This window comes from Methylobacterium sp. Leaf399, from assembly GCF_001424525.1.
In the GTDB taxonomy this organism is placed as follows: Bacteria; Pseudomonadota; Alphaproteobacteria; order Rhizobiales; family Beijerinckiaceae; genus Methylobacterium.
Genome location: NZ_LMQK01000033.1, coordinates 95277 through 107812, shown reverse-complemented (window position 1 = coordinate 107812; position 12536 = coordinate 95277). Strand labels below are relative to the sequence as shown.

Below are 12536 nucleotides of genomic sequence, written 5' to 3'. Positions count from 1 at the left end.
GAGCCTCCGTCCCCATCGCTTGTAACAGTAAAATCGGCCGTTCCCGTTCCGCCTGGGCGACCCGATGCGAAGCTTAGAGAATATGTGCGAGTAAAATCTGCCATATGCGCCTCAACCTCTCTGATTAGTTAAAGGTGCAGCACTGTAATTGCCGCGAATCAGTGGCGGCCAGCATAAATGCGTTTCTTTGCGTTTTGGTCAGATGGACGGGGCAAGCCGCGCCTTTTTCCAATAGTGTTGTGTTTATGCAACTTATGAATAAGAAAGATGACGATCACTAAGGTGATCTTCCCAGGAAATCTTTCCTCGCTCAGAGGCGTCGTTTCATAACGGGTGGAACAGCTTAGCTATTGGGTGAGCGGTGAGAATCGTGGGTGTTGGGAGGGTGCCTGACGCTCACCCCGGACCCACGGACGGATCGCCCAAGCCTTATAGACAGGATCTAAGCATGCGCCGTCGGCAATTCGGCCACCTGTGTCGTGTAACGCGGGCTCCGCATCTCGAACTTCGTCGACCACTTTCGCTTCTCCACCAGCCCGGCCCGCGCCGGCACGACGCTCCCGCGGCCGAAGCGGGCATTGCAGGCGTCCATGGCCGCCATCAGCGGACCACTGCGCTCGCGGTCGAGCTGGCCGATCAGCGCCCGCGGGCTGGCGTCGAGTAGCATCAGGTCGGTGGTGACGACGCCGGCCTTGGAGTAGCGCCAGGGGCGGCCCTCCGGCGCCTCGCGCCAGGTGCGATCGACGCCGTGCCGGGCCGCGGCGATCAGCGCGAGCGTGTCGTTGGTCGCCTCCGGCAGCGTCACGGTGGTGGAGACGGAACGCATCGGGTCGCCGCGGTCGTGGGTGCTGGTGTGGTAGAAGACGGTGACGTGGGACGTGCCGAGGCCGCCGCGCCGGAGCTTCTCGCCGAGGCGGGTCGCGTGCGCCGCCACCGCCTGCTCCAGCACGGCGCGCTCGGTGACGCGGCGGGAGAACGAGCGGGTCACCGCGCAGCCCTTTCGCTGGGCCGGCATCAGTTCGAGCGGCAGGCAGGACAGCCCGCGCAGCTCGTGGATGATGCGCTCGCCCACCACCGTCATCGCCTTGCGCACCGGCCGGGGGTCGAGGTCGCGTAGGTCGGCCACCGAGTCGACGCCCATGGCCTCGAGCTTGGCGAGCGACGCCCGGCCGATGCCCCAGACCTCGCCGACGTGGATGCGGCAGAGCCAGGCCGCGCGCTCTTCCTCGTCGGACAGGTCGCAGACGCCGTCGAGGTCGGGAATGGACTTGGCGATGTGGTTGGCCAGCTTGGCCAGGGTCTTCGTCGGTCCGATCCCGACGCACGTCGGAATGCCGGTCCAAGCCCGGACGGTCGCGCGCAGATCGCGGGCGAACTCGACGCGCCGGTCGGGATGCACGTCGGACAGCTCGAGGAAGCTCTCGTCGATGGAGTAGATCTCCACCGCCGGCGCGAAGTCGCGGTACACCGCGTTCGTCCGGGCGCTCATGTCGCCGTAGAGGGTGTAGTTCGAGGAGAACACGCGCACCCCGTCGCGCCGGCACTGCTCGCGGATCTTGAAGAACGGATCGCCCATCTTGATCCCGAGCGCCTTGGCCTCGGCCGTCCGGGCGATGGCGCAGCCATCGTTGTTGGACAGCACGATCACCGGCACTCGGGCGAGCTTGGGGTCGAATACGCGTTCGCAGGAGCAGTAGAAGCTGTTGCCGTCGATCAGCGCGATGGCGCGGCTCATCGCACCAGCCCAGCGCGCGCGACGTGCCAGCGGATGGTGAAGCGGACCACCCCCCAGATTTCGCCCTCGGCCGCCTCTTGGACCGCAAAAGCCGGGAGATCCGGGTTGTCGAAAGCCAGCCGCGCGACGTTCCCCTCGATGCGCAGACGCTTGATCGACATCTCACCGTCGATCGCCGCCACGACCACGCTGCCGTTGCCGGCCTTCAGGCTGCGGTCCACCACCGCGAGGTCCCGGTCGAAGATGCCGGCAGCCCGCATCGAATCGCCCGAGATGTTCCAGGCGAAGGTGGCCGGCGGGTTGGGGGCGAGCCAGCGTGGCAGCTCCAATGCCCCTTCTAGGAAGTCGTCGGCCGGCGAAGGGAAGCCGGCGCATAGCGCAGGTCCCATGATCGGGATGGGGATAAGCCCGGCCGGGTCGAGGTCCGCGATCCGATATAGGCCCACATCGCGCTCCGATCCGTGGTAGAACGGAAAGAGAACAAACAGGCGGGGCCAGCCGGGTCAAGCGGCCCGCTCGCCTGTGGATAACGGGGACAGCGCGGGGCTGTCAGGAGCGGAGACCGGCCATGACGATCAAGACCACTTTCCTCGTCCAGACGTTCACAATCAAGCGCAAGCGCCTGGTCCCGGGCGACCGCGAGATCTCGCCGACCGAGAGCGGCGCGCTGAAGAAGGCGGAGGCGATGGCGGGCCGGATGCCGGGCACGGCAGCGCTCAAGGTCATGGCCGACGACGAGACCGGCGAACTCGAAGGCGTCACGATCCTGGGCCGCTTCGGCGAGATCCCGGAGGATTTCGCCGAGAGCTTGCAGGGCGGGTAAGGCAAATCAGAACTCGGCGCTGATCAAAACCGCCGCGTCGTAGCCTTTCACCCACGCAGCTCGCGTGCGCCATCATCGTCGGGTCCAGCACCGAGCGCCCGGTGATGCGTCGGATTGAGCAGTCCTCCAGGGATTCCTGCTCAGGAACCGACGATTCGAAAGGTAGGTTTATCAACGTAATTAGCGCGCTGCGAGGAAGCGATGCGAGTTTGGTTCCGCCCACCTGCCTTGGCCTCGTACAGCGCCCTATCAGCGCGTTGGTAGAGGTCCCCGGCATCTGTGATACCTGTGGCTGACCCGATGCTCACCGTGACCTTGCCCGCACCGATCCCGGACGATCCGACCGTCAACGCCGCAACTTGAGCATGCACCTCCTCGGCAACCTTGACCGCTCCAGCCGCGTCGGTGTCGGGTAGCAGGAGAACAAACTCTTCGCCGCCTACCCGGCATACGAGGTCTGATGGTCGGTGCACGCTTGCCAGGAGGCAACGCGCCAAACCCTTCAGCACTTCGTCTCCGACCGCGTGGCCGTAGCGGTCGTTGAAGCGCTTGAAGTGATCGGCATCGACCACGAGAAGAGAAAGCGGCTTGCCAGAACGGCCAGCCTCCAAGGAGGTCCGTTTGTAAACATCCTCGAACTGTCGTCGGTTCGCTAACTCGGTCAATGCGTCCGTTTGCGAAAGACGGGCTAACTCAAGCTGGATTCGAGTACGCTTACGCAACTCATGACCAAACAGGAGCAACAACAAGATAGTCAGTCCCGATAGTATAAGCACAATAGTGCCGATCACGATAGCCTTACCACGCCACTCGGCCTCGATTTCATCAACCGCAAGTGCCACATTTATTATTAATGGAAGCTCGCCGACACGAGTAAATGTGTAGAGTCGTCTAACTCCGTCACGGACTGAGGTCTCGACGAAGGCGCCTGTGCCTACGCGCGCAAAGCCCTCGAAGGTCTTCGAGCCAGCGATATTCACTCCGACGTCCGCTTCCAGGTACGGATGCCGGGTGATGCGCGTGCCATCGCGCAGGTACAGATTTATCGCGCCCTCGCTCCCGAGCCCGATCTGGTCGAAGAGGCGTGCAAAGTAGGAGAACTTCAGGCTTCCCAGGACCAACCCAGCAAAGGAGCCGTCGGCTTTGTTAATCCTACGGCTAAAGTTGACCATACGCTCGCCGGTGAGGCGCGAAATAATGGGCTTTCCGATGTACAATCCAAGGTAAGGATTGGCCTTATGTGCCTGATAGTAGTCACGGTCGACGTAATTGCCCTTGCGTGGCACGGAGGAGGCCGCATCCTCGGCAATATCACCGTTCTCATTGAGGACGAACATGACACCGAGATCGCGAGCAGTAGCTACGCGGTCGAATAAGACGAGTCGGCGCATGTCCGGCTCAAGCTGTGCGAGCCCCGGAGCATTCAAATTCTCTTGTACAGACTGAAGTGTAAGATCGATTATCTCAACATTTCGAGCAATATCGCGTTCGATTACTTGCAAAAGGTTGCGCGATGTTATCTCGGCTTTATTCCAGGCATCGCGACGCATGTCTAGCAGCATGAAAGTCGAGACAAGTAGCATCCCGATCGGCGCAATAATGCTTAGGCCAATCCACGTACGGCCGGACCGAAATACAGGCGGAAACCGTCTTACTAGGTTCACGGAATTTATCCACAGGCGCCTTTTGTTCTTGCTTCAACTGCCACGACAATCCCTAACAGGCCCCTGCTCCGACCAAGACACTACGTCTCATCCTGAGCAGGCCGCAGGAAGCCGCCCGGCACATGCTTAAGATAAGTGCCGTCAGTAGGATCTTTCAGGTCGACGCAGTAGAGATCGAACACGCTTGAAAGATGTGTCCAGAAATCCGGGTCATTGATCAGCGGTTCGGTCACGATCCTTGGCCAATTCAACGAAATCCCGGAAGACTGTGCCGAAAGTCTGCAGGGTGGCTGACGAGCCTGGCTCGAACGAAAAAAGCGCCCGAGGCCGAAGCCCCGGGCGATCAACGTGCGCTGTGGATTGCGGAGATCAGTCGCCCAGCCGTCGGTTCATCAGCGCCTTGAGCATCTGCTCCCTGGTCTCGCGCATCTCGTCGCGCACCGACAGCATCATCTCGTCGATCCGGCGTTCCAGCCGCGTGATCACGTCGCCGGTAACGTAGGTCCGCGCGACCTCGATCTTGAAGGCGTTGAGCTGGTCCTTCACGCTGGAGACCTCGATCTTGACCGCCGCCATGTCGATGGTGAGCGGCGAGACGGCCGCCGTGGTGCCGGCCTTCGATCGGGCCTGGAGCCAGTCGATCCCCTTCACGATCGCCACGACGGCCAGCATGCAGCCGATGAGGCTTGCCCAGGTGATCGGACCAGGTGCGAGAAACGATGTGTCCATGATCCGAGCCCCCATGGGCATGGTGGCGCGCCGGCGGGGCCAGACGCGCGGGGAGCGTTACCGGCCGGCCTTGGGGGCAATCGCGGAGATGCCCTTCTCGACGGTGCGGGCGAGGATGAAGCCGCCGATCCCGATCGAGATCAGGTTCCAGAGGTTGTCCGGAGTCGCGGCCAGGGCGGCGACCACCTCTTTCTGCAGCCCGATCATCGGAGCGATCACGCCGACGTAGGTCACCATGAACAGGCCCCACACGACGACCATCGGCCGGGCGTTGCGGGTGAGCCAGCCCTCGGAGGCCGCGTCGCCCTTCATGACCTCGGCCATCGCCTGGTTCAGGGCCGACTGGTTCTCGAGCACCGCCTTCTGGAAGTCGGCCTGGACCTGCGCACGCTGGCCGGCGTCGGGAATGACCCTCTCCAGGGCGGGGCCGAGGAACTGCATGAGCATCGGAATGAGGGGGATCAGCGCGCCCATGGCTCAGGCTCCCTTCGTCATGTTGGTGCGGATGGTGGAGAGGAAGCGCGACCAGAAACCGGGCGCGGCCGCCGGCGTGGGCGCAGAAGAAAGCCCGCCGGTGGGGGCGGGCTTGGTGGCCGGCGGATTGTCACGAACCGGCGGTTTGGTATCACCCGCTGACACGGGGGCATCAGCGGGTGCAGTCATGCCCAGCGCCCCGGGCATCCGCGCACCGAGTAGCGGCATGCCGCCGGCGACGAGCGCGGCCTCGAACCGCCCGGCATAGCCGGCGATGGTCGCGGCCTTGTCGGTGCCGTTCACCGTGCGGCGGGCCCCTACGTAATCGCAGCGGTCTCCGGCGATATAGTCCTCGAGCGCCTTGCCGGTGAAGTCGCCCTTGATCGAGACGCCGCGCGTCACGCCCTCGACGAGTATGCGGCCCGAGACCGCCGGGTCGAGGGCGAGGTCGGGGTTGCCGGCCAGGTCGATGCCGAGGATTCGGCCCATCCGCAGATAGTTGTCCTCGTGCGTGAGCTGGACGTCGCCGCGGCCGTAGAACGACAGGCCGCGGGCGTTCGGGAGCGCGTAGTTCCGACTGATCCTGCCCTTGGCGTAGAGCGAGGCCACGGCGCGGCGGGCCGCGGCATCTGAGAGCGCGAAGCCTTCGCGGACCGGCTGCATCCGCTTCCCGGTCTCATGGAACGAGGTCGCCAGGATGTAGGCGAGATGCCGACGATCCAAGAGCAGGGCGTAGGCGAGGAAGGCGTCGAGCAGCCGCTCGATGCCGACGACCTGCGCCACCGAGAGCGAGCCGAACAGGGGGCGGATCGCGGCGAAGAACTTGGCGCGGTCGAGACGTGCGAACGCGCCCGGGTCCAACGGGGTCATGGCGGAGATCCTTGCGGGCATGAAAAAACCGCCCGGAGGCGGCGCGGATGGCGAACGGGTCGGGCGTCAGGTCGATCCGATCACACGCTGCGCAGGGTCAGATATTCGTCGAGGTTGGCGAGCATCGGCGCGTTACCGGTTGCGAGAAGGTCGATGTTGTACTTGCCCAGAAGATCGAGCTTGCCCCCGAGCGTGATGACGGAGCCGCCCATCTGGAACAGGTTGATCGACGCCGGAGCCGGCGCGTTGGCCGGCGCGACGCCGATGATGGGTGCCGCGTTGCCGATCCTGATCTTGGGCTTGAGGTCGACGCCCAGCGAGACGATGACGCGAACCCAGGCGCCGGCGGTGATCGGTCCCTGGACGGCGGCGTCGCCGTAGAGGTGACGCATCGTGTTGGTGCCGGTCTGCATCTGCACGCGGTTGGGCGTGCTGATGTACTGACCGCAGACCTGGTTGAACGCGGCGAAGTCGTCGATCCAGACGACCGCCACCCAGGAGTAGACCGCGGCCGGATTGAAGACGTAGCCCGACGCCGTGTAGAACGACGTGTCGGCGCGGACGAAGCGCCCGACGTTGCGCTTGAGCACGTCGTCGTAGACGACCGGTGCGCGCCGCGCCGCCGCCGCCTGGACCATCGGCACGCCACCGACCTTCCAGTTGGCGATCTCCTCGACGCGGCCGTCGGTCAGCTTGAGCGCCGCCGGGTTGTCGAAGCGCCAGAAGCCCACGCATTCGGGGCCCGTGAGAAGGGACTGGAAGTCCTTGATCTGATCGAGGCCATCGGCGTCCTCGAAAGCAAAGGCGATCTCATTGTAGTTCATCTGACGACCCTCAAACGACGAGTGTGGATTTGTAAGCGCACAGCCAAGTATCGACCGTCTCGCCGGCGAAGTAGCTGGAAGGCGGGCCGACGCGCTTGATGTTGCCCCAGGCGCCGGCATGGGTGCCGGGCGGGATGTCGAGGCGGCCGTAGAAGGCGTAGGAGACCTCGACCGTCGCACCGGAGGCCGGCATCGCGACGGGGATGATCCGCACGAGGTTCGCGCTGACGGTGACGCTGGCGATCGGCACGATCACGCCGTTGACCTTGAGCACGAAGCCCTTGTCGGGCGCGGCTTCGATCATGGCGGTGTCGACGGCCAGATCACCGAAGCCCGGCGGCCGGGTCACGGCCAGCGTGAAGCCACCGTTCTCGACCGCGATGGCGCTGATGCGGGCGCAGTCCCAGGCTTCGCCGAGGTCCAACACCTTGCGCTTGACCAGCCCCTCGAGCTCGCCGATCCGCGTGTAGCCGAGCCCGGTGTGATGGATGTTGTCGCGGAACGGGTACGGGTAACGCGGCCCGATCAGGTGGACGCGCGCCGCGTTGGTGACGGCGAACCGGACCTGGTCGAGGTAGGAGAGCTGCGCCTGCCCCTGCCCGATGCTGGCCGCCGTCTGATCGGTGAAGAAGTGCAGCGGCGTGCCGCCGGCGCCGTTGAGCGCGAGCGCGTCGTAGCCGGCGACCATCTCGGTCAGGCTCTGGAAATAGTCCTCGCCGCCGCCATCGACCGCGCCGCCGTGGGTGAAGCTCGTAGCCTCGAAGAACGGCGTCTTGCCGTAGCGGGCCGCCTGGATGCGGGCCGCCGCGTGCATGAGGATGCCCTGGGCCCAGGGGTCGGTGCCGGGCTTGAGCTGCTCCCAGGTGTAGCCGGGATAGCCGTGGCAGTATTCCAGCACCGGCATCTGCCGGGCGTTGTCGCGCCGGCGGAACCGGGCGAGCGCCTGCGCCGCCGCATAGCCGATGTTCGCCCCTCGCGACATGCTTAGGCCAGCGAGGTCGATGATTGCCGAGGTCTGGAACGCCGTGCCGATGGTCTGAATCGGCTCGATCTTCTGAGACGACCCGCCCATCCGACCGAGCGACATGGCCATGCGGGGCTCGCCGATATCGGCGACGGCCGCCGGGATGTCATCGGTGAGGGTCTCGGTGCGCCAGGACTGCCCGTAGCTGATGTGGATCGCCAGCCGCGAGGTCGTGTCGAGCAGGCTCGGCGAACCCGCGTACGCCGGCCGCATCACGTAGGGCATCGTGACGCCATCGGGCGTGGACTTGTAGCGGTAGAACTCCTTGTCCTTGACCACGTCCTGAACGGTGCCGGCGGCACCCAGGGCAATGACGGTGGTCTCCGGGAGGGTGGCCTCGCGCTGCGACGCGACCCAGCTCGGGGGGTCGATGCGGGCCTGCAGGCGCCCGCGATAGTTGATCGCGAGACCGACCCGGCCGTTCTTGTCGACAACCGTCCAGAGATGGCGCAGTCCGTACCGCTCCCAGAGCAGGGACGAGACCAGGAGGTTGGTGCGCGAGAAGGCGATGGCGCCGCGTTTGGTGATGCCGAGGGCGACGCGGCCGGCGCGGTCGCCCCAGACCTCGATGTAGTTCGTCATCGAGAGGCCGCGGACGAAATTCCGGCGGATCGTGACGGCGCCCCGCTTGCTGATACCGAGTGCGATGCGGCCGGCGCGGTCGCCCCAGACCTCGACGTAATCCGACAGGGCCAGGCCCCGGACCAGGTTGCGGCGGATCGCGACGGCGCCGGTCTTGGTGACGCCGAGCGGCACGCGCCCGAGCGAGTCCCGAGCCGCTGCCCACACAAACCCCTGCAGGCCGTTGAAGCGCCCGAGGATCCCCTGCATGTAGCGAGTGATGTCGTCGGTGATCGACTTGGTGAGGAGGACGTCCTTTGTCCGCTCGTCGAGCCCCGGCACCGTCGCCTTCGTCTTCAGGACCCACGCGCCGGCGCCCGAGGCTCCGGTCTTCGCGTAGTATCCGGCGTCCGGACCGAACATCACTTCGCCGACGGCGCCATCGGGGAAGTTGAGCGACGAGCCGAGCCCGCTGCCAACGACGCCGTCAACGTCGACGAGCGTGTCTCGTGTCACTCGGCCGATCGCGACGGCGTTCTGGGCCTGCGTGGCGGACGCGGCGGCGCTGTTGGCCCGCGCGGTCGCATCGCCGGCTTTCGTCGTGGCGATGGCGGCGGCGGCAACCGCGGTCCCGGCCTGCGCCACCGAAGTGGCGGCTTGCGCGGCTGCATCCGCGGCCTTCGTCGTCGCCGTGGCGGCGGCGAGTGTCGCTTCGTCGGACCGCGCCTGCGCCGAGGTCGCAGCGGCGATCGCGGCGGCCGTCTTGTCGAGGGTGACCTCGGCGGCCTCGACGACATCCTGGCGCAGATCGATCAGCCCGGGGATCTCGTCCAGGGTCGATGCGCCGGCCTGGACGCGCCAGGCGACGGTCGACCCATCGGCGAGCGTATCGAGGATGGTGTCGTAGTACCGCCCCTTGATCAGCCGACCGGGCTGGAGCGGCACGCCGCCGGCATCGACCCACGGCAGCGGTCCGAGCCCGTCGACGTTGAGCGTCGCGACAGCGGTGTTGTCGCGGTCGACCTGGATCATGAGGCGGAGGCCACGGCGCAGTTCCGTCAGGCCGCTCCCCGTCTGGACCACGTAGGCGTTAAGGGTGCCCGACGTGACGAGCACACCACTCAGGTCGTCGGCCAGGCGGCGCACGGCCGCCATGACCTCGCGCGTCGTGCCCGGGAATGAGCGCGCGGATGCGCCGTCCAACGCCGCGATGGCGGTCGCGATCGCACCGTTCTGCGCAGGCGTGCGCGACCAGCCGGGGACACCCATCGGCAGTACTCCAGAGTTCGATTGTCGAAGGGGGGTCGGGGCCGCTCAGGCCTTGATCGCGAAGACGACGACGAGGCCGGGGGGCATGTTCGGGTGGGCGGCGTTCTCGCCAGCCGCGGCGACGTTCACGCCGTGCGCGTGGTCGCCGACCGCCGTGATTACATGGGCATGCGTGCCCGATCCGGGGATCCCGTGGGCGTGATCGCCGCCGTTGTTGACCTGTACGCCGTGACCGTGTCCGCCCGAGGCTCCGATCGTGACGTCATGCCCATGGGCGGGGGAGTCGGTGCTCGTCGGGATAAACTGGGAGCCAGCCCCGGCCCTGACGCCGAAGGTGAGATTGGTCCCGTTGCCAAGGGCGAAGTTCACGCCCTCAACCGGGACGGAGTGGGCGTGACTAGTCCCAGGCGCTCCGGTCGTTCCAGTGTGAGGATGCGCGCCATCGGTGGTCGTCGAAGCGGTATGGTCGTGCGTTCCGGCGTTTTGGGTTGCCCCGCCGTGATTGTGCTCGCCGCCGCTTTGTGTTGCGCCGCCGTGGTCGTGCCCGCCGGCTCCGGTGGTAGAGGAGCCGTTGTGATTATGGCTCGGCAGTTGGGCCACGCTCAGAGCGACCGTCTCCGACCCGCCGGCGCTGCCGACCGCGCCGCCGAGGCCGCCTGCCCCACTAAGGCCGGGGCCGAACATCGCCCGGCCGTTGAGGTTCGGGACGTTGAACGTCGTCGTACCGTCGCCGGCGCCGTAGGTCGTGCCGATGACGGCGAACAGGGACGCATACGCGGTGCGAGACAGGGCCGCGCCGTCGCAGATGATCCACCCGAGCGGGATCGCGGCATAAGCCCCGAAGGGCGAGATGCGCCCCGACGGCTCAAAACCGGGCGTGAGAACGAAGTAGGCCTCCGAGTACGGAGAGCGCGCGATCCGATACATGATGTTCGGAGCGAGATCGCCCGGCGCGAGCTCGACGCCGCCCTGGCGCCTGAGGGGCTTGGCCACGCCGTCGATCGAGAGCGTGGCGGGCCCGTCGTTGGGCACGTCGACGCTGAACGCGAGGGTGAAGCCTCGGAGCAGGGAAGCGGCCGTCGCGCCCTGAAACGTGGACATCGCGTAGGCGTTGTTCGCTCCACGAAATGCGACGGAGACGCCGACCGTATCAAGATGCCAGCGCGCCAGAGCTCCCATCATCTCGCGCGCGGAGGCGTTGACGGACCCGGCCGCCTGGCCTTCCTGCCAATTGATCGGTGGCGCGGCCAGGTCGTTCGAGGTTGCGTCGATCGAGAAGTCCCACAGGCCGGTCATGGGCGAGCTCCGGAAGCGCGCAGGCCTCCGGCTCCGATGACGCCAGGGCGTCCGGATCGGGTCGTGCCGACGGCGATGGTGGTGCGGTTAAGGCGTCAGCGCCGGGCGGTCGGCAGCAGGCCGAAGAACTTCGAGGCGTCGAAGGCGGTGCGGCGCGGCGGTGATGCGGTGATGGGTGCTGGTGCGGCCTGTGCCGGCGCCGCCGGGGCACCGACCTGCGTCGCCAGCAGCCCCTTCAGGATGCCAGCATAGTCCGTGTCATCGGGGCGTTCCGGCGCCGGCGCGGCCGCCTCGAGCGCGGGCATCGAGGGCTCGATGGCCGTGTCGGACGCCACCGGCCCCGAAAGGCCGAAGCCCGCCCGCCCGATCCCGCCCTTGGCTGCGTCGGGCATCGCAGCGACGAACTCGCCGCCGAGGAAGGCCGCGGCCTTCGCTTGATGGCCGGACATCTGGTTGTTGACCTTGTCGGCCACGGTGCCGGGCGCGCCACCGTTGTTCGCGTCGCTGGCGTTGTAGCGCCCCACCCGACCGGCGTTCACGGCCGAGTAGAGGTCGATCAACCCCATGCCGGGCTTGAAGCCGGCGTCGACGAGATAATTGCCGGCCGCCTCGACCTGCGCCGCGACCGGCATGTCCTGGGTCACGCCGTATTTCTGGCGCTGCGGCTCGCCCCATTGGATGAGGCCGCGGTGCTCGCCCCACTGCGTCGTCGGCCCCTTTTTCCAGGGATCGAACGTGCCGCCGGTCTCGTAGGAGATCGTCGTGCCGAGATCGAGCGGACTGGCGCCGATCCGGCCGGCCGTCGCGAGGATGGCCGCGCGCATCTCGTCGGTCATCGCGTGCTCCGGACATGCAAAAGGCCGCCCTTGCGGAGCGGCCCTGAAGGTCCCGGCGCACGTCGCGGGACGTTGGTCTTGTGCGGCGGTTCGCCCGTCGGGTCAAGCGGCAGACGGCATAGGCGTGTTTCAGTTTGTAGTCTGCCCCCGCTTAAGCGGCGGTTATCGACACTTTGCGGAAGCTCAGAACGTCAGCTTCGGACTGCCAGGATGGCCGAGACGAATGGCACCGTCGGGTGGACTGGTGACGGACTGCATCTGAATGGCCGCCCGATTAAAGCGGATACCGCCGTCACGCCCCCCTTTCGATACAGCTTCGTCACAGCCGCTCGCACCATACCGCATGCGAGCCAAGGGAGTGGTATTCCTTCATTTGCGATGCGCGTAACCGGAGAACATAAGAATTCCTTCATGACTGAGTGGCGATACAT

Annotated in this window: 12 protein-coding genes; 1 reads left to right on the top strand and 11 read right to left on the bottom strand. The window is 66.2% G+C overall.

Annotated features, from left to right (window positions below; all coding sequences use genetic code 11):
• Positions 1-442 precede the first annotated feature (442 nt).
• Together ASG40_RS17900 and ASG40_RS17895 are read right to left on the bottom strand one after the other, a co-directional pair.
• Positions 443-1735, bottom strand: a complete 1293-nt coding sequence (locus ASG40_RS17900) for a Y-family DNA polymerase (RefSeq protein ID WP_055888748.1) — start codon at positions 1733-1735, stop codon at positions 443-445.
• Positions 1732-2181: a LexA family protein gene (locus tag ASG40_RS17895; RefSeq protein WP_055888746.1), complete on the bottom strand. Its 450-nt coding sequence runs from the start codon at positions 2179-2181 to the stop codon at positions 1732-1734. Before ASG40_RS17895 ends, ASG40_RS17900 begins: the two co-directional genes overlap by 4 nt.
• A 122-nt stretch (positions 2182-2303) precedes the next feature.
• Between ASG40_RS17895 and ASG40_RS17890 the strand changes: the two genes are divergently transcribed.
• A complete protein-coding gene (locus ASG40_RS17890; RefSeq protein WP_055888744.1) occupies positions 2304-2558 on the top strand; it encodes a hypothetical protein in 255 nt (84 codons plus the stop codon).
• A gap of 140 nt (positions 2559-2698) precedes the next feature.
• Here the strand turns inward: ASG40_RS17890 and ASG40_RS20840 are convergent, their stop codons facing one another.
• The 9 genes from ASG40_RS20840 to ASG40_RS17855 form a co-directional block, all read right to left on the bottom strand.
• Positions 2699-4222, bottom strand: coding sequence for a sensor domain-containing diguanylate cyclase (locus ASG40_RS20840; protein WP_082494631.1), 1524 nt, complete (start codon positions 4220-4222; stop codon positions 2699-2701).
• Between the two features lie 80 nt (positions 4223-4302).
• Positions 4303-4455 carry a hypothetical protein gene (locus tag ASG40_RS21385; protein ID WP_156387802.1) on the bottom strand — a complete coding sequence of 51 codons (153 nt, stop codon included), beginning with the start codon at positions 4453-4455 and terminating at the stop codon, positions 4303-4305.
• Positions 4456-4591: 136 nt separating this feature from the next.
• A complete protein-coding gene (locus tag ASG40_RS17885; protein ID WP_055888742.1) occupies positions 4592-4951 on the bottom strand; it encodes a hypothetical protein in 360 nt (119 codons plus the stop codon).
• A 57-nt stretch (positions 4952-5008) separates the two neighbouring features.
• On the bottom strand, positions 5009-5425 hold the full coding sequence (locus ASG40_RS17880) for a 3TM-type holin (protein ID WP_055888740.1): 417 nt from the start codon (positions 5423-5425) through the stop codon (positions 5009-5011).
• A gap of 3 nt (positions 5426-5428) precedes the next feature.
• Positions 5429-6295, bottom strand: coding sequence for a glycoside hydrolase family 19 protein (locus ASG40_RS17875; protein ID WP_055888738.1), 867 nt, complete (start codon positions 6293-6295; stop codon positions 5429-5431).
• 80 nt (positions 6296-6375) lie between these two features.
• Positions 6376-7119 carry a hypothetical protein gene (locus tag ASG40_RS17870; RefSeq protein ID WP_055888736.1) on the bottom strand — a complete coding sequence of 248 codons (744 nt, stop codon included), beginning with the start codon at positions 7117-7119 and terminating at the stop codon, positions 6376-6378.
• Between the two features lie 10 nt (positions 7120-7129).
• Entirely contained in the window at positions 7130-9973 is a 2844-nt protein-coding gene (locus ASG40_RS17865) for a hypothetical protein (protein WP_055888733.1), read from the bottom strand.
• A gap of 45 nt (positions 9974-10018) precedes the next feature.
• Positions 10019-11269: a phage tail protein gene (locus ASG40_RS17860; RefSeq protein ID WP_055888731.1), complete on the bottom strand. Its 1251-nt coding sequence runs from the start codon at positions 11267-11269 to the stop codon at positions 10019-10021.
• Positions 11270-11364: 95 nt separating this feature from the next.
• Positions 11365-12105 (bottom strand): hypothetical protein, encoded by a 741-nt coding sequence (locus ASG40_RS17855; RefSeq protein ID WP_055888729.1) that lies wholly within the window; start codon positions 12103-12105, stop codon positions 11365-11367.
• Positions 12106-12536: the final 431 nt, after the last annotated feature.